Source organism: Pelosinus propionicus DSM 13327, from assembly GCF_900114615.1.
In the GTDB taxonomy this organism is placed as follows: Bacteria; Bacillota; Negativicutes; order DSM-13327; family DSM-13327; genus Pelosinus; species Pelosinus propionicus.
Map to the genome: position 1 here is coordinate 1 of NZ_FOTS01000072.1, position 20,111 is coordinate 20,111.

Consider the following 20,111-nt stretch of genomic DNA (forward strand, 5'->3'; position numbering starts at 1 on the left):
ATTCGGCATATTGTTGTTTTGATTTTTCGATATTCTTTTGCTGCGATTTGATGGTTTCTGTACTAACTTTTGATAAATTGGAAATTGCAAGGATAGTTAATTCGGAATGATCTTTTACAATTTTTTGCTGCATATTTTGGTTAGTATTTAATGAACTATTTAATTCTTTGATTTCATTAAAGTATTTTTGAATGTATCTGTTTTGAGTATCATAGTCTTTAAATAATTGATCTACATCATATTTAGGTTTGTATGCAGGTATTGTAGGTTGAATAGGATCTTGTGTAGGTTCTGGTTTGGGTTCGGTTTTTATTGGGGATTGTTTGAGGTCTTGGATGATTGATATAATTTCCTTTTGCTGTTGTAATAATTCCTTATGCTTAGCCTCCCAAGCCTCGTGATTTTGATAAAATTTCGGTTCATTCTTTTGTGATTGAATAAGTAAATCTGTAATTTCTTTTTGTTTATCCAGTGCCAATTTTAATTCAGGAGTCATGTTTTGTAATTCATCGATCTTAACTGAGAGTTTAGCTATTTTATTATGGTTTCCTTCATTCCTAGCGATTACCTTATTCTCTAGTTCAGTGATCTTATCAGTGTTAGGGAGGATATGTCTTTGCTCAAAAGTGGAAGTTGATTTTTCTAATTCAGTAATTTTAATTTTAGCATTTTGTAAAAGTAGTTTTTGGGCTTGTGAACAATGTTCCTCTGGCTTGAAATTAGAATTAGCATTTTTGGATAGTTCGTTTAATAAAATATTATTGGCTTCGTTTTGATTTTTAAAGAACTTATTTGTTATTTGCTGTTCAATTTTAATAACAAGATTCTTTTTGAATTCAAGGTCTTTTTTCTGAGAAGAGTATTTAATAAATTCATCCTTAAAGTTATTGTCGTTGCAAAACTTTCTAATCGCCGAAAGGTGAGTATCTTTGGAGATTCTATTTTTAGTTAGTATAATTTCTGCTTGAAGTGAATTAATATCATTAATAATCTTATTGTCAATAATGGGGGAACTATCGGGATTATCTTTAAAAAATAATTCTTTAATTTCGAACATACGACTGTTAATAGTAGTAAGTAATTGTTGTAGTTCATCTATATTGTTTGGTAGAGTTTCATATTTGGGGAATGGTGTTCCTAGTTCTTGCTGTTCAATTTCTTGTAGTTTATATTTATCGCGTATGGCTTGTGCTTGCTCTTTCAACTCAATTGCCTTACGAGTGCGTGGGTGGTCTAACTTGGATGCTGCTTTTTCACCTACGTGGGTTTGTGCTGGTACATCTCGCGCAATTTCAGCGGCAATATAGTCACCTCTTTCGAGTGACATTTGTTCAATATCAGCCTTTTTACCGCAACATACCCAAAGGTCTATGTCGTTATTTTTATAATGTTCGTTGATAGTTTGTTCTGCAATTTTTCTAATTTTTTTTAAATGTTGCGTACGATTGGAATTCGAATAGGTATCATCCTTTTTACAAGGTCCTAGTTTTGGACTTTTAGGTCGATATCTTTTATCTTCACCCCATCCAAAATATTGTTCTTTGGGTCGGTCTATTCCATCAGGTATCCTATCAGACCACATAATATGTACGTGTATATTTTTATCGTTAGGTGAAAATTGAGCGTCTTTTAAGTGTATGGCATATGCGTATGTCATTTTATCAAGTCCAGATTTGACCATAAAATCATCTACTAATATTTCGAGTTTTTTAACATCAGTCACATTTTGAGAATGTATACCAATGAGTTCTTGGGGTAAAGCTAACTTGATTTCCCTGTAAGTTACATTTTTAGTTGCTTCGTATGTTTCTGATGCTTTAAAGAATTCTAAATGTGGAGAAGTACCGTTATTATCAGCCTCTTCTTCTGCCCATCTTGGCATATTATCAGTTTTAAAAAGTGCTAGGTCTTCACGCCGTAAATTATTACCTACTAAATATTCGGCTTCATTTTCCGCTCCTTTTGGCGAATATCCATTAATAGTTTTCTCTATTTTTTCCTCTTTTTCATTTTCTAAATAGTCGATTTCCTCACTGGCTGATCTTCCGCCTTTATTCTGCTTGTTGTCAGTTATGTTAAATGAATAGAAGTTTGCATATGACATTTTTTCACCTCATAATTATTCGAGTGTCACAGACCAGTATTCCCCCGCTGGGAAGCGCGTCACTGGGTTAATTGTCCGCAGGAACAATTAACCCCAAAGTGCGCCACCTTTAAAAAGGTGGAAATAGACTAGAAATTAGTAAGTTTTTTTTATTGCAATGGTCGCCGTCCTTTAGTATTTCTGTAATTATTGTAACATTTCTAATCTAGTTTTACAATAAATTTCTTTATTCATTATTAGTTTGAATATTGACTAATTGATTTTTATGCTGTAATATTGATGTAAGACATAGGTAACTTATGGAAAGGTGTTGTTCAATGAATGAATTGAAAACGAATTTATTGGAAAAAGTGTTGAATGATTATGAGAATGGGGAGGTTGATAGATTAGAAATTTTAAATACCTTATTGCTAGTTGTTGGTTTTGAAAATTGTAATATTGGTAACAAAGTTAAATCAATTTTTAGGGACTGTTCAAAGAAAAAGAGAAGTGTTGGTCAACCTCGAAAAGTTCCGATTGAGGAGATTTTAATTCGTAAAATAGGTGGCGATACTTATCAACAAATTGTAGATGATTTAGGAATTAGTATGAGTACTGTATATCGTACATTTAAAAATAATAAAGAGTTGGAAAAGAAGTTAAGAGAAGAGATTTTTAATAATAACTAGGAGGTTCTTATAATGGAAATTGAAAAACAGGAAAACGAAAATAATTTATTAGATGATGTAAATAATGAAGTTAAAACTGAAAATATGAAATTAGATAAACCTAAAAAGCAAAAGAAAGTTTGCGAATTAGATACATTAGAGAACTTACAAAAAAAGAAATCTGATTTACAGGATCGGCAAAATGAAATTGCCGGAGAAATTAAGGCTGTCAATGCCGCTATTCGCAAGGTTGAACAAATTAATAAAATGTCGGCAGATGAAATGAGAGAATTTATTTTAAAAGAGATGAAGAAAAAGGGGTAGTATATGAATTCTAAAAAAGAATTGGAAAGGTTGGTGAAAAAGAAAATGAGTCTTGAAAAAGAATATTCATTATTAGAGGATAAGAAAAGAATCATTGCTAATGAAATTCGCAAAATGGCTCATTTTGATTCTAACGAAAAACGAAATGAGCGTAGTAAAAGATTGTTTAGGCTTGGTGGTATGGTTGAGATGATTTTAGGTGAATGCATCGATGAAGATTTTTTAGTTGGTTGTTTATTATCAATTAAAAATATTGAGGTTGATAGTGAAAAATGGTTACGAATAAAGGTGCAGGGAGAAAGGTATTTTGAAATTAAAGAAAATAAAAAGGGCGGTATTTAATTATGGAATATGGGAAAAAGCAAAATTCAGGAAATAAAATAAACTCTCCTTTATATCAAGGGATTAGAAGAATTAACGCATATGCTAGTGTTATCTTAATAATTTGTGCATTAGTAAATATCTTTGCAATTGTCTCATGTATCAAAAATTCTTATTATAATATGTTAATGCAAAACATTGGCTTGGAAATATTCTTTATTGTTGTATTGATTTTTAAAAATAAAAAATTTGGTTGGGGTTTTTAAATGGGACTGTTAAGTAAATTGAAAAGTAGTATTGTTAATGCATTTAGTAATACTACCGAAAAAGAAAATAATTTTTCATATTTGCAACATAGTTTATCGCTAGGATGCACGACAGGGACATTATTAGAAAGAGGGCATGACGCTCCGCACGGAGGGCAATTTGTTACAATCCCTTTCCGTAACTGTTGTCAAAATTTTATTTCCTTTGGTTCGACTGGCGAAGGCAAGACGAGTGCTTTTGTACTTCCTATATTTTCGGAGTTATTAGAGGCTGATAATAGAAGTATGGGGGGGTTAATTTTTGACATAAAAGGAGATTTGATTTATGACTTACAGAAAATTGCCGACATTCAAAATAAGGAAATTAAAGTTATTGGGCTTAAAGAAGGGCAGTTAAAATGTAATCTTCTTGCAGACCTTAATCCATCTCAGGCAACCGACTTCTTACAGTCTGTTTATTTGTTGGACGGAAATAAGAATAATATTGACTATTGGTTAAAGGCAGCTCTAAATTTAACAGAAGAAGGATTACGAATTTTAATTTATACAAGTGATTATACATTAAAAGGACTATATCAGCTTATTTTTGTTGAAGATAAAAGGAAAGAATTTATTAAAGAAGCAAAGGAAAACCATAGCTCATTAATTGAAAAGGATACTGATTTTGAAAATGCGATATATTACTTTGAAAACACTTTCGCTAAGTTGCCTGAAAATTTGAGAGGTAGTATTGAAGGTTCTGTTCTTCCTATTTTAAAGCCGTTTCAAGACGCAGTTTTTCAAAAAGTTTTTTGCGATACTAATGATGAAAATAACTATGATATGAAAAAGATTTTAAATCAAGGCGATACTGTAATTATTGATATGTGCCTTGCTGAATATCCAAAAGGACGGGCGGTTTACACTCTAATAAAACTTCGATATTACAATTTAATCCAGAGTAGATTTGATACAAGCAAAGGTTTAAATAAAGATAGGTATTGTTTTTTCATTTGTGATGAATTCCAAGACCTAATTGCAATCGGGGCTAGTGGCGCTGGGTTGAATGATGGGACGTTCTGGTCGAAATCTCGAGGTCAAAAAATGATTGGGGTTGTTACAAGCCAGAGCTACAATGCGATTCTGAACTCTCTTGGGGGTAATGAACACCAAGCAAAAACCGTGTTAGCGAATTTTGTAAATAAGGTAGTTTTTAAATTAAGTGATGATACAACAATTAAATATATTCAGTCGTTGATTGGCAAGGTAGATGTAGAGAAGATTTCTCATAATAGCAGTACATCAACTAAAGGCTGGGGCTGGAATAACACTTCGCAAAATAGCGGTTATTCAGTTTCAACTCACGAAAAATTTGTAATTGACGAAGAATTAATACATAGTCTTGGAGAAATTAAAGATGCTGACCGTCCTCTGAGAACAGCTTTAGCTTTATTAAGTATCGAAGGCAGGTCTTGTGATGATGTGGTTGTATTGCAACCGATTTATTTTAAAAAATAAAAGAGAAGTGTATCTCTGCTAAAGTTACACTTCTCAGGGCAAATAGGTATCGTGTTTTGAGAAATTGCCCGATACCTATTATACCCTAAATCCACGAATCGTGAAGATTAAATTATTTATGGAGGGGTATTAGTATGAAAAAATTTATTTTGGTAATGTTGATGGTTTTTGTGATGGCGGTTGGCGGGGTGGCTAGTGCTAGTCCTATGCCGTCTGATATTATTGGTGAGGTAGAGTATATGCTTATCGATAATAAGGGTTGTTTAATCGATTTGATTAAGGATACTCCTGGATCTATTAAAAATAAGTATATTAATTTTTATGATAATGACGGTAAATGGGTTGCTGTTGGGGAAATTATTGGGATTGGAACGAACGAAAAAGATGGGATTACGAGAGCCGCCGCGAAAATCGTTGTACGATGGAATAAAGGGGATAAGAGTAGTGATATGACTCATTATAAAGTAAGCATTAATTCAAATCGAAGTGGAAGTAGATTATAATGAATAAGAAGATTACAATAGACTTTGTAATTTGCTATTGATAAAACTAAAAATCAATAAGAGATAAAACAATACCTCTACTATCACCTAGTAGAGGTATTGTTTTGGTCAGTCCCCTTTATACTAGGTAACAAAATTTGAATAGTTTTATTTAGGGATAACTTCAATTTTTCCATTCCGTTCCTCATATTGAGCTATATGAATTTTAATTATTTTCTCCAATTCTTTGTTCACCGTTCTAAAATTGTCGTCGGCGATATATCGAAGTTTTTCAAGGGTTTCATCTTCTATCCGAAGTGTATATCTAAGTATTGACAAGCTAAACTCCCCTATCGTCATATGGTGTATTTATTGTACCTTTAGATGCTTTTTTTATAAGTATTGACGCAATCATTGCGTCAATATTATAATGACAATAAAAGTAAACTTAATAAATGGGAGTTTTTATATGATTGATACAGAAACGTTTGTTGGATGGCTACAAGCGATGGTAGAGACTTTAAGTCAAAAACAATATAATGACGATTTTTCTGTTGGGGCAAAAAAAACATGTACCACTATAATTGAACTAATAGAAGCTGGTGCTTTTAAGAAATAATTATAATATACCATATTATGGAATGTACTAGGTATTTAAAGCTATATCGAGCAATTTAAAGAACGTGATTTTGATATTTTAAGTAATTTTTAAACTATCTCTCTAAAGCAAAATCAGCTCTCAAGGCTCAAAAACGTCTAAAATCGACATTATTATTTTTTTTGATGTTACACAATTTTATTATGTTACATTAAGCAATATTAGGGTGAGATGAATAGACAGGAAAAAAGATAACCCGTAAAGGTTATCTTAGTTTAAAAATTTCGTTCAGTTACCCGGATTGCAGTCGCTCTCCAGGCAAAGGCGTGTAGCAAGCACGACCTTTGCTCTTATTTTTATATTTCTAAGTAAAATAAAACGGCTTAAATGGCTCTTTAGGGGCTTTCAGGTTCAGGTGGATAATAATGATTAGCTATGATTACAATAGCATCGTCGACAGGGTAAGGCATGGAATACACTTCATTTTTACGTTTAATAAGAGCAGCTATTAAATCTTTAGTTGAAACGTCATCTAAATTAATCATTTTTATTATCACTCCTAATACATCGGTCTGCTTTTCCACTATATCACTCATCTTCCTCACACGCCGAATACTTTGCCGTCTATGGGGTATTTTTAAATTTATCTTATGTTTAATTATAAGTCATAACTTTTGAACGGTCAATACTTTTGAATGCGTTTTTAAAAATTATTAGTAACAGTCCCCATTGTCTTCTATAACGCTTTCCGTTCCAACCTACGCCCCGCAGAGCGTGTTATATGGATGGGTATGGGATTGTTTAGGGTTTGTCGGGAGGGTGGCTTAAAGGGCAAATTTGTAAGTCAATGTCTCTAATGATACAGATTAATTTTTTTGAAACCTATTTTATAGGTGTTTAATATACCTATAAAATACCTTTTTAATACATTAAATAAGTATTGTAATATCTAAAAAATACCTATATAATATGTAATATAAAATATATTTTAAAGGAAAGGTGAAAAAATGATTATAAATTTTTCCCATTATAAAGGCGGCGTGGGTAAGAGTACTTTGACGCTCAATGTAGCTACTGGACTTAATTTGTCTGGGGTATCGGTTTCTATCTTAGATTTGGACGGCTTGCAATCAAGCATTTTGTTTAATAAGCTCCGTGAGAAAAATGGTCATACTCCTATTGAGTGTTTTGAGGTTAAGAATGAAGAAGAGATGAAAGTTCTTTTTCAACAGTTTAGTGCTGATGATAAAATTTTATTAGTTGATTCTGGTGGGTATGATAGCGAGATAAATCGTTTCGCTATGTTATCCGCAGACATTCTCATAACACCTGTAGGTCCTTCCCAAGTTGAGCTTTTCGCATTGCAAAAATACACAGACATTTTAAAGCAGATTAGTGAAAAATCTGGACAAATTTTCAGGACAAATGTGGTGATAAATAATGCGGATATTCGATCCAAAGCAACTATAACTGAATTGAAGCATTATATTCAACAGCAAAGTACTTATTTAGATTTATATAAAACTGTTGTGTATAGTCGCGCCGATTATAAAAAAGCTTATGCGTCTGGTCTTGGAGTTATGGAATTAGATATAGGATCAAAAGCAGCATTCGAGATAAATCAATTAGTTAAAGAAATTCAACGGGATTTTTAGGGGAGGATAAAATGGCTAGGAATACAGGAAAAGTGGGATTTACTGATGTGAACAGTCTTAATGAACCAAATGATAAAATTGTGAAAGAAATTATGAAAGGTGCAGATTTAAAAAGCACTGCCAATAATAAAAATAAAGGTGGTCGCAAAACTAAAGAGGTTAAGGCGGATAAAACGATTCGTGTATATGTGACGGAAGCCCAGAAAATTTTAGTTGAAGAATATTGTTTAAAAACTGGTATGTCTGAATCGACATTAGTTAAGCATTTATTAATAAAAGAAGGAGTATTATAAATACTTATTTAATACCTATTTAATAAGTATTAAATGTATTTATAATACCTATAATATACTTTTAAATAAAAGGAGTAGTTTAATATGAAAAAGCTATTAATTCTAATGTTGGTATTGTTTTGCTTCCCAGTGATTGGACAAGCCTCCCCATCTCATAGAGAGGTCATTGCAGAGGGTACGTATCAGGCTGGAGATAGGGATACGGCAGAGGTATCTGAGCAAATGGCATTACTCAATGCTAAACGCAACGCCCTAGAGCAATGCGGAACATTCGTAACCTCAACCACCACAATAAAAGACTTTATTGTCAAAGATGATGCGGTTGCCAGTTTAGCCGCCGGAGTAATGGAGGTCACCATCTTAGACAAACATCGTACCCAAATAGGAAATGGGATGGAGTTTTATACTAAAATTAAAGCTGTTATTTATCCCGAGAAACTGGAAGCAGCTCTTAAACTCCTACAAAATGGTAGTATGTCAGCACCGCTAAAACCGATACCTCGCAAAAGAGTTTTTACATATACTCCTGATGTTGGGAATAGCACAATGAATCAATTATTACTAAATTCAATTCAGAAAAACGATATCAATATGGTTAAAACCGCTGTAGAAAATGGTGCAAACGTCAATATATATAAAGATGGGAACGAAATGGCCACTGCACTAACATTGAGCATTGGAAATGAAGAAATAATGAATTACCTAATTAGTTTAGGTGCAGATGTAAACGCAACGATAGATCTACCTGGTAACATACCTCCAGTACGAATTAACCCACTAATGAAAGCTGTATATAAAAATGATTTTATTTCTGTTAAAACACTCATGGAAAACGGCGCAAATGTGAATTACTCAGATAGTAGAGGATTTCGACCATTAGATATAGCAATTTCAAATAATTATTCATCTATAAAAATTATAAAATACTTAATTGAAAATGGAGCTAACGTAAATTATACAATAAAATCTGGAAGCAACCCCACCCCGCTTATGTTGGCAATAAAAAACAAAAACATACAAGCAATTCAAATGTTACTTGTAGCAGGTGCTAATTTGACGCAAGTCGACTCAAAAGGTAAAACAGTGAAAGATTATGCCGCAGATAGTGATAATAATGAGATAATAAATTTATTTTTTAATAGATAAATAAGTTAGTATTAAAGCCCCCTTACCAAATTTGGTAAGGGGGCTTTAACTATTTTATAGGGTATGCCTCATCTAATTTTTTTTTCACATACACACGAACATCATTATAATTCTTGTTTTCATTCAAGAGTTTGTTTGCTTCCTGGTACAATTTATTTTTAAATTCTAGGTTAACCTTCCCCTGTCTATTTTTCAGGGTATTGTGGATATAATCGTTGATATTTTTAGACGTTCTGCGAATTTCATTATTATTATATCTAAATTTATCATAACACGCTTCATTACAAAATCTTCGCTTTTTACCACTAATTTTATTCTCGTTGTTTAACTCATTGCCGCAATACTCACAGTAGTCAGCATTGCTCAATTTCTCAATCATTTCTGTTAAAAAATAGATTATATTATTGTCAATTTGCGGAGAAAAACTAACTTTATCATTATGAACGGATGTAACTAGTCTAGCAGGGTGAAGAGCTAGTACGGCTGAAATGGAATTTATACAGGCAGTTTTTAACCAAGAAATACAGCTATCACTATCAGATGAAAAAAGGTATTTTTCAAGATTCTTTAGTTCAATATGATTAGACGATATAAATATCGGAAAAAAGGTTTGTTGAAAAAGCGAAGCATCTAATTCCTCACTATATAGCTCCCAAAATTTATTTTCAGCAGTCTCCAAAAGTTCGTTCCATCTTTTATATTCTTCAGGTGAATGGTATCGAGGTTCATCCATTATTTTTTTATTTTTTAATATATCACCTATAATATCTGTGCTGCCTGGAGAAACAGTATATTTAATAGCATCTAATACTCCATCTAATCCATTTTCATAATTATTGATTAAGTCTACCCACGGAATTTGAACAAATGATTTCCATGTTGGATTGAATTGATTTTTATCGTCCCAAAGCGACAGATAAATATAATATTGTCCGGGGTCTCGTGAAGGATCGGTTAAGTCATCTGTAGACGCAAGAATTTGTTTAACAATCTCAAAAACATCAATTTGCACAAAATTATCTTTAAATAGTTTATTATTCCAAAAGTGGAGCATAAAAGCAATTGTATAACAAGTACCTATGAAATTTTTTATTATTTCATCTTTGGTTTCAATATTTTTCAGAAAATACGGGGGACCATATTCATTCCAATATCTTTTCATGCTTTCGATATCTTTGAGATGAGGTTCGTCCCCATGACAAGGAATATTATTTATAATCATGTCCAATATTTTTTTTTGAAATTCTTGTCCGTCATACCATGTTTCTTTCTCATTAACTTTAACTGTTGAAATAATGCGTTCAAAACTTGCAGTAATTAATGGATTAGGTTTATTTAAACCTATATCGAGAAAATCTGAATTAAACAGAAAATGAAAAAAATCATCACTGTCAAACAAATCCGCACAATTAAACCCCTTAAATTGTAGTTTTATTCTTTGAGGTTTCATAAGCACGCCCCTTTTAGCCCCTTTTATTAGCCCGTCTTTTATCCCGCGTATAAATATAATAATATATGAACATAGGCACTAAGTCAAGCACTTACACCACATGGGAGGGGGTTAGTCAATGAATGAGTTACCAAAAGCGATTCCCCGAAAAGCAATGAGCGTAGCCGAGGTCATGAAAAGCATAGGCATTTGCCGTCAAAAAGTAATGGAGCTAATCAAAAAAGGTGATATACGCGCAATTCGAGTGGGAGATCGATGGGTGATTCCAGTGACTGAAATCGACAAATTTTTACAGAAATAAAGGGGGTAAAAAAATGGACAAAGTTAGTTTTGGTAAAGGTTTAGTAGGGGTTGGTATTATAGCAACTTTAATTGCTATAACTCAAATTGGTGGAGAAGTGGCTATAACGACTGTTGCGCTTGCGACAATTACAATAGGGATTGCATTAATTAATGTAGGACGGTGCAAAAAACATGAACAAATTTAAAACATTTTTATTTAAAAATAAAAGTGACTTAGTCAAAATAGGATTAATGGCAATTGTAGCTGTGGTTGCACCATTAATTGGAGTGGTGGAAGCCGCCACCTCTGATTCGGCGATGCCTTGGAGTACAGGTATTACTTCACTCCAATCCGAATTAACAGGACCTTTACCAAAAATTGGGGCAACAATTGCTGTCGCGGTATGTGGAATGATGCTAAGTTTTGGAGAAATGTCAAGCTTAACAAAACGCGCAGTACAAGTAGTGTTTGGGTTATCAATTGCAATCGGTGCCGCAACTTTCGTTGCAACGATTTCAGGTAAAACAGTTGAAGGTTTACTATTTTAAATATAAAAAGCCTGAGCAACATGCTCAGGCTTTTTATATTATTTTTTTCCACCAAGGCAACCTTTGTCGTTCTTGGATGCCCCTAATAACCTCCATTAATCGCCTGTCTCGTTCATCAGCACGACCTTCTATATCATTTTTGATTTTAACAAGTTCCTTCTCGACTACCCCTTGAACGGCGTTTTGGACAGCGGTATGAACCATTTTGGCGATTTCGTTAGAGGTCAGTTGTTTCGTTAAGGATAGAACTTCCCCACCACTGGAAGGTGCTTCTACGGCGTCTATGGGTATCTGCCAACATGACATACCCTTACCTCTTTCCTCCCAAACGGCAGCCAACTGCCCACTGGAAATCCGTGAGCGTACTGTCTTAGAACTAACTTTCAAAATATCCGCTACTTGCTTAATTGAAAGATGCCCTTCCATACCCTTAACCCCCTGTGTAAATTATTTTTATCCATTATATCACGTATGGAAATATTTGGAAACTTCTTCTTAGTTAGCTGGTTGAGGTTTAGTGAGAGGTTTTTACCTTCATGGTGGATTGGTGGGGTATGGAACAAAAGCGGCTCACAAATCAATTTTGGAAGTTTGGAAGGGGTTTTGGGGATGGTTTGTTTTTAGATTTTCTAAAAGCGTTGGCGACTGAGAGACGTATCTTTTTTAATAAAAAAATTTTTCGATTTTTTTTGCTATACAATGATATGCTTTGCTATGTTCTATATCAAGATGCAATATTATGTTCGCTTTTAGTAGTGTTGACACTCAACTGAAAAAAAGTTAAAATTTACATAAAGGTTGGTGAAATAATGAGCATATATGAAAAAATTGCAATCATGACAACTAAAGCTAATGTTATAAGGGTTGCAAACGTCCTTTGTTCAAATGCTGTAGACGGAAAAGTAATGAATATGAAACAAATTGATATAGCCAATTTTTTAAGGACTAGCAAATGGGAAGTTTCAAAGGCAATAGGTGAATTATCGTCGTTGGGCTTAATTAAAGCTGAACGAATAGGAAATAAATACACCTATTATATTCTTGATGATGATCAAAAAAAATGAAAACCACTCTGCAAAAGTGGTTTTCGTCTGGAACAGTTTTATTGATTTAGTTTTGAAGTTTGGAACTCTTCTTAACTATTATTATAACGCGATTCGCGGATTTTATCAATGTAAACTGCTCCAAAAAAATAATGATATTAATTGATTTTTTTGGGGAGGAAATATTTATGGCTAAGGTTGTTATTAAAAAAAATAAAGAGAATCCATTTGTACAAATATATAAAGAGCCTCTTTCTGATGACCGATTGAGTTGGAAGGCGAAGGGGATTTGGGCGTATTTGTTAAGTAAACCTGACGACTGGGTTGTAAGAATTACTGATTTAATTAGGCGCAGCAAGGATTCTCGCGATTCGGTTTATACTGGACTAACAGAGCTAGAGAAATATGGCTACCTAACTAGAGAACGTTGCTATAATGAAAAAGGTCAATTTATGGGATACGATTACATTATCTATGAAGCGCCTCTACCTATTGAAGAAGTAGTTATTGAGAAACGCAAAAAATCAAGAAAAGTAAAAGATCAAGATATGGAAAAACCATATACGGAAAAACCGTATATGGTGGAAAAACCGTATATGGAAAAACCGTATATGGAAAAACCATATACGGAAAAACCGATGCATAATAATAAAGAATTAATAATAAATAATGATAGAATAACAACAACAACAACAACGAATGTAAAAGATGTTGTTGTTGAACCCCTTAATTTTGATATTACGATAGATACTGTATTAGAGGCATTAAAGGGATTAGGTATAAATTCTATCAACAAAGAAATTATTAAGGCTTTTATTGTTGATCCTGAGATTGGTATCAATGAAGTAGAAAAGCAACTTATTAATACCCAAGCTGAAATCGCTAGACGTAAACAATCTAACTTATCGCCTCTACGATCTGTCTCAGGATATTTTTTAGAGGCTGTAAAGGGAAAATATAGGGTTGATGAAGTTGAGGCTATTAAAGATAAAATTGCAAAAGATAAAGAAAATCAAAAATTGGGAGAGATTTTAATTAAACAGGCAGAAGAGGAGCTTGTTGCTAGTAGTGAGATACATAGTCCCGATCTGATGGAACGTATGAAACAGATAGAAGAAAAGATATTTGCTACCCCTAAGAACAGAAGAGAAATTGACTGGGCTAATGAACCAAACAGTTTAAGAAAAGAAGTTGATTGGTCTAACGAACCAGACAGTTTATGATAATCAATGTTCCATACTCTTACCGGAGGGAGAACTTTTTTCAATCAAAAGAAGATTTTTATTTCTGCCGTTTTCCTACTAGACGGTCAACCATTACCCGGTGCTATCGGTCCGACTCTCACAGGGACACCGCCTCTGCGGAGGCTAACACGCCTGCGGGCGTGGGAAGGGATGGATGGGGGTTGCCAGCCGATGTGTTAGAAGGCAAACATTGAATAAAATTTCAAATAAAAGTAAAAAAACCAGTAAATCCTTTCGGAAACTGGCTTTTTTTATTGGGCGTTTAAAATTTGTTTAGAATGGAATGTATATGAATATAATTAGATATTGAATAAAAAATATTTATAATGGGCATATTGTAAATTATATCATATATGATATAATTGAACCATGAAATGGGAAATCGAATTATATACAAAAGCGAATAACGAGAATCCAGTATTAGATTTCATCGAATCACTACCTGCGAAACATAGAGCCAAGGTTTATCGTGAAATTGACCTACTTGAAGAATTCGGAATTGATCTTGATTATCCCCATACATGTGATCTTAAGGGATCTAAAAATAAGGGGCTTTGGGAGTTGCGAATAAAATTTAGTAGTAATATTTCAAGAATTTTTTATTTTTTGCCAGAAGGAAACAAATTTGTTCTTATTCATGGTTTTGTAAAAAAGAGTAATGAAACACCTGAACGGGAAATTGAAATTGCAAGACGACGAAAAAAAGATTATGTTAATAGAAATTTAAAAGGGGGGGATAGTCGTGAACTGGAAAGAAGCTAAAAAAATCATTGCTTCCGATCCCGAAGTTGCACAAGCTTTGAAAGAAAATGAAGTTGAATATAAGATCATTATGCAGGTTTTAAACGCTCGTCTGGAAAAAAAAATGACACAAAAGGACTTAGCAGTACTGGCAAATACTCAACAAGCCAACATCGCGCGGCTCGAAAGCGGAAAATCTAACCCATCAGTCAATTTTTTATCAAAAGTAGCTAAAGGTTTGGGCAAAAAACTTGAAATCAGATTTGTTTAATAAAAAAATAAATAAAGATTATAAAAGGGGATTTATCTAAAGTATGGATAAATCTCCTTTTTCTGATTTTATGGTTCAAAAATATTGAGTGTTCATAACATATGATATATAATAGATATAAGTATTTAAGGAGTGGAACCAATGATAAAAGTAATAATCCCTGAAACTAAAGAAAAAATTCAAAGGCAAATTGAAGTTTTAGAATACATACTCACCCAAGATACAATAAAAAAGGATACGGCTATTCATCAAGCCTCATTAGAAGCTCTTAAAGAAGGTCTAGTTGCTCTTGATTCGGTCGGACGAAAAAAGACTGCACCGACTGAAAAAATTCGAAAATTAAGAGAGGAAGGTAAAACACAAGAGGCGATTGCAAGGGAGTTGAATATTAGTCTTTCAACTGTTCGCCGTGAACTAAAAGGGGTTGAATTGATATGAAAAAAGGATATAAAGTATTTATAGGTGTAAGTGTATTACATATATGTCTTGTTGAAATAGCGTCGGTTAAAATTCCGTCAACAATCGAAAATGCTATGGGTTATACGCTTTTAATTGCACTCCTATATGCTTGGTTTATTGAAAAATCACCAATTAAACCTTACACATCAACAGAAGTAAGAGAATGTAGGCGGTGTGGTGAAAAAGTTTATGGAACTGGAATATATTGTCGTGAGTGCAGCTTTAAGGAAAAACAGTATAGATACCATTACCATGAGAAGGTGTGAGGATATGGATAAAAAAAAAGCAGTCAAATATGCCATAGGTAGCATGAAAATTTCGGGATTTACATTCAATAAAGAGGAAGAAGAATTGTTACGACGCCTGGGCGAGGGAGAAATATCTACTATCGATTATTACCGGACAATTAATGATACATTGCCTCCTGATGCAATTCGCGTGAAGATTGCATTTACGGAATGTGGTCATCATCCTAATATAACTGAACGAAAAAATATGCCTAAAATCGGCGATAAAATCAAGTGCAATATCTGCAATAAATTTACATTTGTTGTAGATATTGTGACTTAAAGAAGGCGTAGAAATGCCGTTTATAAAAAGTGTGTTACTGGAAGAATACAATCGTTTTATAACCAGAAAAGCCGATTATGAAGAAAAATTGTTATGCGGCAATATCACTGATGAACGCTACCAAAAAATTGTAAAATCCCTTACTAATATTACAGAAGATATGGTATTTATTGAAAAATCCTTTAGGGGTAATGGATTAGATATTCAAATCGAATTAGTGTTATTTATTGAGCAGAGCCGAAAGTGAATGGAGGAATGAAAATGAAGACAATTAAAGAAGTTTATTTAGTGTTATAAAATGCGATACGAACATAAAAAACGTATTCTTAAACGTAAAGAATTGTCGGCTTATCATAAGGCGATTAGGGTATTTCATAAATATAGAATCAGAATGAATGACTGTGTAGCAACAAAAAAGATGATGGTAATTGATAAACTTTTAGAGGCAAGTATCAGAAAAGCAATTACTTTCGTTGTAAGTGAACATCATGCTAGGGTTTGTATATGGGAGGCGCGAAAGTCAATCTTTAAAACGGAGCAAAAAGCCTATTCCCCTTTTGTAAAAGTGGCTTGTGGGAATATTGTGGATTGGAGACAAGTTGTCGGTAAAACGGAAGATGGGGAAATAGCTTATTGTGAACAGTGTGAAAAATTAGAGGAAATTATAGAGGTCTATTGATATTATGAGGGATAGTATGGAGTGTTATAAAGGAAAAGTTAGGTGGGAAAAAGCCGCGACAGCACTTGATAGTATAGATTTTACAGGTGGAATTACTATTTGTGCGACGAAAGAATGCTCTGTAAAAAATAAATGTTACAGGTATTCAATCTATCAATATCTCATTGATAACAATATTATGGGACATACTTGTGTTCTTTATGAACACGAAAATTGTACTCATTATATACCCCATTGAGTTTAATTCTCTCTTTTAATGTAAAAATTCTGGTTATAACATATCCAATGGCAGGATTAAATTAAGGAGAAATGATAATGATTTATAAATGTAAAAAGTGTAGCTGCATATCCAAAATAGAGATTATAAATATTGATGGAAAGGTTAGTAGTCAGGAAATCAAATATGGCTATTGTGCAAATTGTGGGCATGGGCAGCTCGAGGAGCTTACCTTGAAAACTTTTGAATACTACATGTCTTTGCCTTATAAAATAGTGATCTATCCTGCATCCGAAGGGGGATATGTTGCAGAACTTCCAGAACTACCTGGTTGTTTAACACAAGGGGATAGCTGGCAGGATACTTTTGAAATGATTCAAGATGCGAAAGCAGCATGGATTGATATTGCTTTACAAAACAATAAAGATATTCCAGAGCCGAGCAAATCGTAATATCCTGGTACTACCCCTACTAAAAAAGACGCCCATCGTTTTTCCTGTAACTGTTGTTTGTCCTCTTCTCTGCCTTGTTTTTAGGTCCCCAAAGCATTAATTAAATTTTTCGTAAAGTCCTTAAAAGCTTTTATGAATGGTAGTTCCATATGTTCCCTCCTACCTTCCGTAGGAGGGATTAGTCGTCTCAACGGCGGTATCTCATAAAGAACCTATGAGAGGGGGGAAAAGCTACCAAAAGCACCCTATACCCATATCGGGCATAGGGTGTTCTTATTTTGGCTTCCAAATTTCACGTGTATGAGGTTTTGGGGAGAGGGTAGGTAATTAGTATTACCTACTCATTTCGTGCTCGTGTTCAGGCTGTCTAGCCCTCTCTTGGCTCTGTGCGACTTCGTGAGCCTTCTCACGTATTTTTTCAATTATGTCTTCAGTTCGATTAACTTTAATATGGTACTCGTGATCCGGCGGAACTTTTGAGAGGTTGGTTTGAATCTCGGCAGATTCACGTATGCCATTTTCGAGTTTATTGCGTGTTTCAATATGCTCACTCAATATTTTTCCTGTAGGACTGTCTTTTGGGATACCTTGCCCTGTAAACAAATTTGCAGGTTCCCCATAATAATACTTATGGGGGTCTCGCCGTTCATGGCTCACCCAGTCCTTTGATTTCTCATAAGCCTCTTTCATTTTTGTGGTAGCTGCTGCCGATTGTTCTTTCATTTCGTCTGTTGATTTTCTAATATGCTCTTTCAGATCTGAATTACTGATTTTGTATTCAATCACATTTTCTTTCTCGTAGCACCTTTTCAGTTCAGATTGGAGTGATTGGCGGTTGTTAAAGGAAATTTCTTGTTCTTTATCTTTAATAATTTTAATAGACTCCTGGGCTTGGCTCACTACGTTTATGTGTTTATTTAACAATAGTCGCTCTTGGCTAGTGTCGCCTTTGGTGTGTTTGTATTCGCGGTCAAGGCTCTCAAAGGCTTTTTTTACTTCGGTGTTGCGTTTCTCTAACTCGAAAATAGTTTTAGCCTCTGTTAAGTATTTCTGTGCCTCCTTTGCAAGTTCATCCACCATTTTTTGACGTTCGTTTGCTTCTTCTTTCTCACGCTCCCCACGTCGCCACTCTTCTGCCTGTTTAAGAATAGCGTTGGCGGCTGCGTCAAATAGGCAGGTCAGAAGGTCTTTATGAGGGTTAACATCGTATCTTCTATTATAATCTTGTTCGCGTTGCTCCTGCTCCCGTTGATTTTTAAGTTCATTTTCGAGAATAACAGCGGCTTGGTTTCTCTCGGCTTCTTCCTGTTGGAGTTGGAAGTATTTTTGCTCTTGTTGTTGAAAAAGAGCTTGCTCTTCTTGCAGTTGTTGTTCGGTAAATACGTCAAACATAATATACACTCTCCCTATTATTTTATAATGTTCTCATTTGTATTTGCCGGTGTCTTCGCTCATCCGGCGACATAGCTTCTAAGTCATTGTTTGGGTCATAAAATTTAAAATTAGGTGGAACCATTTTAGGGTCTGTGAGATGTTTTGTTATAGCTGAAATTATTTCCTTACAGTCACACGTAAAGATTTCTGAATCTATGTTGCTAAAGTTAATAGTAGGGTTTTGAAGGACATTTATTTTAATAATGTTAAGTTTTTGTATATTAGTTTTGGTTAGTATACGTTTCTGGATAAGTGATTTTAATTGTTGGCCAGCGTTGGAGTCTTTCGGAATACCGGTACCGGTGAAGCTTTCATTAGGGGGGGTGGGGTAATAGTATTTGCTTTGGTCAGGGGGTGAGTGTATGACGTGATTTAATTCGTCACCATAAACCTCCTTCATTCTCTGTGTAGCCTCATTGTTTTCAGCAACTAATTCGCTTGTTTTATTTAGTAACTGTTCTAAAATTTCCTCGTTGCTCATCATTACATCGACCTTTCTTGATTAATTTTAACCATAACTGTTTCGATTTGTTCAGGAGTCATAGCGGAGAAATCGTATTCTTCACTATTATCAATACGGGCAACTAAGGACGCTATTTTAGGATTTGTAAAAGCCTCCGCCAATTTCATTACTGCGCTGAGGTCTGATTGTGAATTTTGAGGGGCATTACTGCCTCCCGATGATTGAGTTTGAGATGGAGATACGCGATATTTAATTTCGCTTTTGGTCTTAGTTGAGATTTTATTATCACGTTGCAACTGAGGTTCAATAACCTTATCTCTAACCCTTTCTAGTTCATTGATTCGCTTGTCAATTTTACCAATTTCATCTTTGGCTGTTGTACTTTTACGCTCATTCTTTAGTTTGTAAATTTCACAAACTAGGATCTGTTTAGCCTCTACTGCTGTAAATTCTTTTGCGTTGTTTTCAGTTATTTTTAGCTTGTCGGGGCGATTAATTTCTTCTAATAATTTAGAATGGATATTGTCTGCCTCACTCATAAAATTCTTGACTAATTCAGTTTTAGAACGTATTTCATTGATTATTGTTACTGATTCTGATTCTAATCTTTGAGGGATTGCCCGTTCTTCTAATTGAATTTTATTTGCTCTATCAGTGTCATTTATAGATGGTATTTTATGAAGAGTTTTATTGTATTCACTTTGTGCTCGGAATAGGTTTTCTTTTGCCACAGTAAAGGCTTTCTCTTGGTCTTCCCAATAAAATTTAGTCCTATCATCAACGATCATCATTTTAAATTTGCCTGGTTTTTGGGTAATGGTGCGTTCTAATTCGGCATATTGTTGTTTTGATTTTTCGATATTCTTTTGCTGCGATTTGATGGTTTCTGTACTAACTTTTGATAAATTGGAAATTGCAAGGATA

The 20,111-nt window shown here is 33.9% G+C and carries 31 protein-coding genes and 1 pseudogene; 24 read left to right on the forward strand and 8 right to left on the reverse strand.

Annotation, left to right across the window (positions count from 1 at the left end):
• Nucleotides 1–2,104: pseudogene (locus BMZ99_RS23665) on the reverse strand (hypothetical protein); the annotation flags it as partial.
• A 317-nt stretch (nucleotides 2,105–2,421) separates the two neighbouring features.
• On the opposite strand from BMZ99_RS23665, the gene BMZ99_RS23670 reads away from it, so the two are divergent.
• The 6 genes from BMZ99_RS23670 (at nucleotide 2,422) to BMZ99_RS23695 (ending at nucleotide 5,662) form a co-directional block, all read left to right on the forward strand.
• Nucleotides 2,422–2,772, forward strand: a complete 351-nt coding sequence (locus tag BMZ99_RS23670) for a helix-turn-helix domain-containing protein (protein ID WP_090943819.1) — start codon at nucleotides 2,422–2,424, stop codon at nucleotides 2,770–2,772.
• A 12-nt stretch (nucleotides 2,773–2,784) separates the two neighbouring features.
• A complete protein-coding gene (locus BMZ99_RS23675; protein ID WP_090943822.1) occupies nucleotides 2,785–3,075 on the forward strand; it encodes a hypothetical protein in 291 nt (96 codons plus the stop codon).
• 3 nt (nucleotides 3,076–3,078) lie between these two features.
• Nucleotides 3,079–3,417: a conjugal transfer protein TraD gene (locus BMZ99_RS23680; RefSeq protein WP_090943825.1), complete on the forward strand. Its 339-nt coding sequence runs from the start codon at nucleotides 3,079–3,081 to the stop codon at nucleotides 3,415–3,417.
• A 2-nt stretch (nucleotides 3,418–3,419) separates the two neighbouring features.
• The gene (locus tag BMZ99_RS23685) at nucleotides 3,420–3,662 is read left to right on the forward strand and encodes a hypothetical protein (RefSeq protein ID WP_090943827.1); all 243 of its coding nucleotides are present in this window, start codon (nucleotides 3,420–3,422) and stop codon (nucleotides 3,660–3,662) included.
• A complete protein-coding gene (locus BMZ99_RS23690) occupies nucleotides 3,663–5,159 on the forward strand; it encodes a type IV secretory system conjugative DNA transfer family protein (protein WP_090943828.1) in 1,497 nt (498 codons plus the stop codon).
• Nucleotides 5,160–5,293: 134 nt separating this feature from the next.
• On the forward strand, nucleotides 5,294–5,662 hold the full coding sequence (locus BMZ99_RS23695; RefSeq protein ID WP_090943831.1) for a hypothetical protein: 369 nt from the start codon (nucleotides 5,294–5,296) through the stop codon (nucleotides 5,660–5,662).
• Between the two features lie 147 nt (nucleotides 5,663–5,809).
• On the opposite strand, the gene BMZ99_RS23700 is transcribed toward BMZ99_RS23695, so the two are convergent.
• Nucleotides 5,810–5,980: a TraY domain-containing protein gene (locus tag BMZ99_RS23700; protein WP_245755139.1), complete on the reverse strand. Its 171-nt coding sequence runs from the start codon at nucleotides 5,978–5,980 to the stop codon at nucleotides 5,810–5,812.
• Nucleotides 5,981–6,110: 130 nt separating this feature from the next.
• Between BMZ99_RS23700 and BMZ99_RS26600 the strand changes: the two genes are divergently transcribed.
• Nucleotides 6,111–6,260 carry a hypothetical protein gene (locus BMZ99_RS26600; RefSeq protein ID WP_175490685.1) on the forward strand — a complete coding sequence of 50 codons (150 nt, stop codon included), beginning with the start codon at nucleotides 6,111–6,113 and terminating at the stop codon, nucleotides 6,258–6,260.
• 374 nt (nucleotides 6,261–6,634) lie between these two features.
• Here the strand turns inward: BMZ99_RS26600 and BMZ99_RS23705 are convergent, their stop codons facing one another.
• Complete coding sequence (locus BMZ99_RS23705) at nucleotides 6,635–6,835, reverse strand: hypothetical protein (protein WP_139214839.1); 201 nt, start codon at nucleotides 6,833–6,835, stop codon at nucleotides 6,635–6,637.
• Nucleotides 6,836–7,246: 411 nt separating this feature from the next.
• Here BMZ99_RS23705 and BMZ99_RS23710 point away from each other — a divergent pair, with 411 nt between their 5' ends.
• The 3 genes from BMZ99_RS23710 to BMZ99_RS23720 all read left to right on the forward strand — a co-directional run bounded on the left by BMZ99_RS23710 (nucleotide 7,247) and on the right by BMZ99_RS23720 (nucleotide 9,333).
• The gene (locus tag BMZ99_RS23710; protein ID WP_090943840.1) at nucleotides 7,247–7,894 is read left to right on the forward strand and encodes a division plane positioning ATPase MipZ; all 648 of its coding nucleotides are present in this window, start codon (nucleotides 7,247–7,249) and stop codon (nucleotides 7,892–7,894) included.
• A gap of 11 nt (nucleotides 7,895–7,905) precedes the next feature.
• Nucleotides 7,906–8,187, forward strand: coding sequence for a hypothetical protein (locus BMZ99_RS23715; protein WP_090943843.1), 282 nt, complete (start codon nucleotides 7,906–7,908; stop codon nucleotides 8,185–8,187).
• Between the two features lie 84 nt (nucleotides 8,188–8,271).
• Nucleotides 8,272–9,333: an ankyrin repeat domain-containing protein gene (locus tag BMZ99_RS23720; protein ID WP_090943846.1), complete on the forward strand. Its 1,062-nt coding sequence runs from the start codon at nucleotides 8,272–8,274 to the stop codon at nucleotides 9,331–9,333.
• Nucleotides 9,334–9,382: 49 nt separating this feature from the next.
• Here BMZ99_RS23720 and BMZ99_RS23725 read toward each other — a convergent pair whose 3' ends face one another.
• Nucleotides 9,383–10,783: a hypothetical protein gene (locus BMZ99_RS23725; protein WP_090943849.1), complete on the reverse strand. Its 1,401-nt coding sequence runs from the start codon at nucleotides 10,781–10,783 to the stop codon at nucleotides 9,383–9,385.
• 118 nt (nucleotides 10,784–10,901) lie between these two features.
• On the opposite strand from BMZ99_RS23725, the gene BMZ99_RS23730 reads away from it, so the two are divergent.
• The 3 genes from BMZ99_RS23730 to BMZ99_RS23735 are packed head-to-tail and all read left to right on the forward strand — an operon-like array spanning nucleotide 10,902 to nucleotide 11,614.
• On the forward strand, nucleotides 10,902–11,084 hold the full coding sequence (locus tag BMZ99_RS23730) for a helix-turn-helix domain-containing protein (protein WP_090943852.1): 183 nt from the start codon (nucleotides 10,902–10,904) through the stop codon (nucleotides 11,082–11,084).
• Between the two features lie 13 nt (nucleotides 11,085–11,097).
• On the forward strand, nucleotides 11,098–11,271 hold the full coding sequence (locus BMZ99_RS26605; RefSeq protein WP_175490686.1) for a hypothetical protein: 174 nt from the start codon (nucleotides 11,098–11,100) through the stop codon (nucleotides 11,269–11,271).
• On the forward strand, nucleotides 11,258–11,614 hold the full coding sequence (locus tag BMZ99_RS23735; protein WP_090943858.1) for a TrbC/VirB2 family protein: 357 nt from the start codon (nucleotides 11,258–11,260) through the stop codon (nucleotides 11,612–11,614). Before BMZ99_RS26605 ends, BMZ99_RS23735 begins: the two co-directional genes overlap by 14 nt.
• A 33-nt stretch (nucleotides 11,615–11,647) precedes the next feature.
• Here the strand turns inward: BMZ99_RS23735 and BMZ99_RS23740 are convergent, their stop codons facing one another.
• A complete protein-coding gene (locus BMZ99_RS23740; protein ID WP_090943862.1) occupies nucleotides 11,648–12,040 on the reverse strand; it encodes a helix-turn-helix domain-containing protein in 393 nt (130 codons plus the stop codon).
• A 383-nt stretch (nucleotides 12,041–12,423) separates the two neighbouring features.
• Here BMZ99_RS23740 and BMZ99_RS23750 point away from each other — a divergent pair, with 383 nt between their 5' ends.
• The 11 genes from BMZ99_RS23750 (at nucleotide 12,424) to BMZ99_RS26830 (ending at nucleotide 17,290) form a co-directional block, all read left to right on the forward strand.
• The gene (locus BMZ99_RS23750; RefSeq protein WP_090943868.1) at nucleotides 12,424–12,678 is read left to right on the forward strand and encodes a helix-turn-helix domain-containing protein; all 255 of its coding nucleotides are present in this window, start codon (nucleotides 12,424–12,426) and stop codon (nucleotides 12,676–12,678) included.
• A gap of 167 nt (nucleotides 12,679–12,845) precedes the next feature.
• Nucleotides 12,846–13,880, forward strand: coding sequence for a helix-turn-helix domain-containing protein (locus BMZ99_RS23755; protein WP_090943874.1), 1,035 nt, complete (start codon nucleotides 12,846–12,848; stop codon nucleotides 13,878–13,880).
• A 390-nt stretch (nucleotides 13,881–14,270) separates the two neighbouring features.
• Nucleotides 14,271–14,663: a type II toxin-antitoxin system RelE/ParE family toxin gene (locus BMZ99_RS23760; RefSeq protein ID WP_090943877.1), complete on the forward strand. Its 393-nt coding sequence runs from the start codon at nucleotides 14,271–14,273 to the stop codon at nucleotides 14,661–14,663.
• Nucleotides 14,644–14,913 carry a helix-turn-helix domain-containing protein gene (locus BMZ99_RS23765; protein WP_217645142.1) on the forward strand — a complete coding sequence of 90 codons (270 nt, stop codon included), beginning with the start codon at nucleotides 14,644–14,646 and terminating at the stop codon, nucleotides 14,911–14,913. Before BMZ99_RS23760 ends, BMZ99_RS23765 begins: the two co-directional genes overlap by 20 nt.
• A 141-nt stretch (nucleotides 14,914–15,054) precedes the next feature.
• A complete protein-coding gene (locus BMZ99_RS23770) occupies nucleotides 15,055–15,351 on the forward strand; it encodes a helix-turn-helix domain-containing protein (RefSeq protein ID WP_090943879.1) in 297 nt (98 codons plus the stop codon).
• The gene (locus tag BMZ99_RS23775; protein WP_090943882.1) at nucleotides 15,348–15,638 is read left to right on the forward strand and encodes a hypothetical protein; all 291 of its coding nucleotides are present in this window, start codon (nucleotides 15,348–15,350) and stop codon (nucleotides 15,636–15,638) included. The genes BMZ99_RS23770 and BMZ99_RS23775 overlap by 4 nt, the downstream gene beginning before the upstream one ends.
• A 4-nt stretch (nucleotides 15,639–15,642) precedes the next feature.
• Nucleotides 15,643–15,942 (forward strand): antitoxin VbhA family protein, encoded by a 300-nt coding sequence (locus BMZ99_RS23780; RefSeq protein ID WP_090943885.1) that lies wholly within the window; start codon nucleotides 15,643–15,645, stop codon nucleotides 15,940–15,942.
• 13 nt (nucleotides 15,943–15,955) lie between these two features.
• Complete coding sequence (locus BMZ99_RS23785) at nucleotides 15,956–16,189, forward strand: hypothetical protein (RefSeq protein WP_090943888.1); 234 nt, start codon at nucleotides 15,956–15,958, stop codon at nucleotides 16,187–16,189.
• Between the two features lie 51 nt (nucleotides 16,190–16,240).
• A complete protein-coding gene (locus tag BMZ99_RS23790; protein ID WP_090943891.1) occupies nucleotides 16,241–16,621 on the forward strand; it encodes a hypothetical protein in 381 nt (126 codons plus the stop codon).
• Between the two features lie 16 nt (nucleotides 16,622–16,637).
• Nucleotides 16,638–16,859, forward strand: a complete 222-nt coding sequence (locus BMZ99_RS23795; RefSeq protein ID WP_090943894.1) for a hypothetical protein — start codon at nucleotides 16,638–16,640, stop codon at nucleotides 16,857–16,859.
• Between the two features lie 77 nt (nucleotides 16,860–16,936).
• A complete protein-coding gene (locus BMZ99_RS26830) occupies nucleotides 16,937–17,290 on the forward strand; it encodes a type II toxin-antitoxin system HicB family antitoxin (protein ID WP_217645143.1) in 354 nt (117 codons plus the stop codon).
• Nucleotides 17,291–17,623: 333 nt separating this feature from the next.
• On the opposite strand, the gene BMZ99_RS23805 is transcribed toward BMZ99_RS26830, so the two are convergent.
• The 3 genes from BMZ99_RS23805 to BMZ99_RS26615 form a co-directional block, all read right to left on the reverse strand.
• Nucleotides 17,624–18,682 carry a hypothetical protein gene (locus tag BMZ99_RS23805; protein ID WP_090943897.1) on the reverse strand — a complete coding sequence of 353 codons (1,059 nt, stop codon included), beginning with the start codon at nucleotides 18,680–18,682 and terminating at the stop codon, nucleotides 17,624–17,626.
• A gap of 22 nt (nucleotides 18,683–18,704) precedes the next feature.
• On the reverse strand, nucleotides 18,705–19,208 hold the full coding sequence (locus tag BMZ99_RS23810; protein ID WP_090943900.1) for a hypothetical protein: 504 nt from the start codon (nucleotides 19,206–19,208) through the stop codon (nucleotides 18,705–18,707).
• Nucleotides 19,208–20,111 (reverse strand): hypothetical protein (locus tag BMZ99_RS26615; protein WP_175490688.1); only part of this gene is annotated, 904 nt, incomplete at its 5' end. The genes BMZ99_RS23810 and BMZ99_RS26615, both read right to left, overlap by 1 nt.

What these genes read in the sequence shown, in the direction of transcription:
- BMZ99_RS23670 (WP_090943819.1), top strand. Translation starts at nt 2,422, where the DNA reads ATGAATGAATTGAAAACGAATTTATTGGAAAAAGTGTTGAATGATTAT.
- BMZ99_RS23675 (WP_090943822.1), top strand. Translation starts at nt 2,785, where the DNA reads ATGGAAATTGAAAAACAGGAAAACGAAAATAATTTATTAGATGATGTA.
- BMZ99_RS23680 (WP_090943825.1), top strand. Translation starts at nt 3,079, where the DNA reads ATGAATTCTAAAAAAGAATTGGAAAGGTTGGTGAAAAAGAAAATGAGT.
- BMZ99_RS23685 (WP_090943827.1), top strand. Translation starts at nt 3,420, where the DNA reads ATGGAATATGGGAAAAAGCAAAATTCAGGAAATAAAATAAACTCTCCT.
- BMZ99_RS23690 (WP_090943828.1), top strand. Translation starts at nt 3,663, where the DNA reads ATGGGACTGTTAAGTAAATTGAAAAGTAGTATTGTTAATGCATTTAGT.
- BMZ99_RS23695 (WP_090943831.1), top strand. Translation starts at nt 5,294, where the DNA reads ATGAAAAAATTTATTTTGGTAATGTTGATGGTTTTTGTGATGGCGGTT.
- BMZ99_RS26600 (WP_175490685.1), top strand. Translation starts at nt 6,111, where the DNA reads ATGATTGATACAGAAACGTTTGTTGGATGGCTACAAGCGATGGTAGAG.
- BMZ99_RS23705 (WP_139214839.1), bottom strand. Translation starts at nt 6,835, where the DNA reads ATGAGTGATATAGTGGAAAAGCAGACCGATGTATTAGGAGTGATAATA.
- BMZ99_RS23710 (WP_090943840.1), top strand. Translation starts at nt 7,247, where the DNA reads ATGATTATAAATTTTTCCCATTATAAAGGCGGCGTGGGTAAGAGTACT.
- BMZ99_RS23715 (WP_090943843.1), top strand. Translation starts at nt 7,906, where the DNA reads ATGGCTAGGAATACAGGAAAAGTGGGATTTACTGATGTGAACAGTCTT.
- BMZ99_RS23720 (WP_090943846.1), top strand. Translation starts at nt 8,272, where the DNA reads ATGAAAAAGCTATTAATTCTAATGTTGGTATTGTTTTGCTTCCCAGTG.
- BMZ99_RS23725 (WP_090943849.1), bottom strand. Translation starts at nt 10,783, where the DNA reads ATGAAACCTCAAAGAATAAAACTACAATTTAAGGGGTTTAATTGTGCG.
- BMZ99_RS23730 (WP_090943852.1), top strand. Translation starts at nt 10,902, where the DNA reads ATGAATGAGTTACCAAAAGCGATTCCCCGAAAAGCAATGAGCGTAGCC.
- BMZ99_RS26605 (WP_175490686.1), top strand. Translation starts at nt 11,098, where the DNA reads ATGGACAAAGTTAGTTTTGGTAAAGGTTTAGTAGGGGTTGGTATTATA.
- BMZ99_RS23735 (WP_090943858.1), top strand. Translation starts at nt 11,258, where the DNA reads ATGAACAAATTTAAAACATTTTTATTTAAAAATAAAAGTGACTTAGTC.
- BMZ99_RS23740 (WP_090943862.1), bottom strand. Translation starts at nt 12,040, where the DNA reads ATGGAAGGGCATCTTTCAATTAAGCAAGTAGCGGATATTTTGAAAGTT.
- BMZ99_RS23750 (WP_090943868.1), top strand. Translation starts at nt 12,424, where the DNA reads ATGAGCATATATGAAAAAATTGCAATCATGACAACTAAAGCTAATGTT.
- BMZ99_RS23755 (WP_090943874.1), top strand. Translation starts at nt 12,846, where the DNA reads ATGGCTAAGGTTGTTATTAAAAAAAATAAAGAGAATCCATTTGTACAA.
- BMZ99_RS23760 (WP_090943877.1), top strand. Translation starts at nt 14,271, where the DNA reads ATGAAATGGGAAATCGAATTATATACAAAAGCGAATAACGAGAATCCA.
- BMZ99_RS23770 (WP_090943879.1), top strand. Translation starts at nt 15,055, where the DNA reads ATGATAAAAGTAATAATCCCTGAAACTAAAGAAAAAATTCAAAGGCAA.
- BMZ99_RS23775 (WP_090943882.1), top strand. Translation starts at nt 15,348, where the DNA reads ATGAAAAAAGGATATAAAGTATTTATAGGTGTAAGTGTATTACATATA.
- BMZ99_RS23780 (WP_090943885.1), top strand. Translation starts at nt 15,643, where the DNA reads ATGGATAAAAAAAAAGCAGTCAAATATGCCATAGGTAGCATGAAAATT.
- BMZ99_RS23785 (WP_090943888.1), top strand. Translation starts at nt 15,956, where the DNA reads ATGCCGTTTATAAAAAGTGTGTTACTGGAAGAATACAATCGTTTTATA.
- BMZ99_RS23790 (WP_090943891.1), top strand. Translation starts at nt 16,241, where the DNA reads ATGCGATACGAACATAAAAAACGTATTCTTAAACGTAAAGAATTGTCG.
- BMZ99_RS23795 (WP_090943894.1), top strand. Translation starts at nt 16,638, where the DNA reads ATGGAGTGTTATAAAGGAAAAGTTAGGTGGGAAAAAGCCGCGACAGCA.
- BMZ99_RS26830 (WP_217645143.1), top strand. Translation starts at nt 16,937, where the DNA reads ATGATTTATAAATGTAAAAAGTGTAGCTGCATATCCAAAATAGAGATT.
- BMZ99_RS23805 (WP_090943897.1), bottom strand. Translation starts at nt 18,682, where the DNA reads ATGTTTGACGTATTTACCGAACAACAACTGCAAGAAGAGCAAGCTCTT.
- BMZ99_RS23810 (WP_090943900.1), bottom strand. Translation starts at nt 19,208, where the DNA reads ATGATGAGCAACGAGGAAATTTTAGAACAGTTACTAAATAAAACAAGC.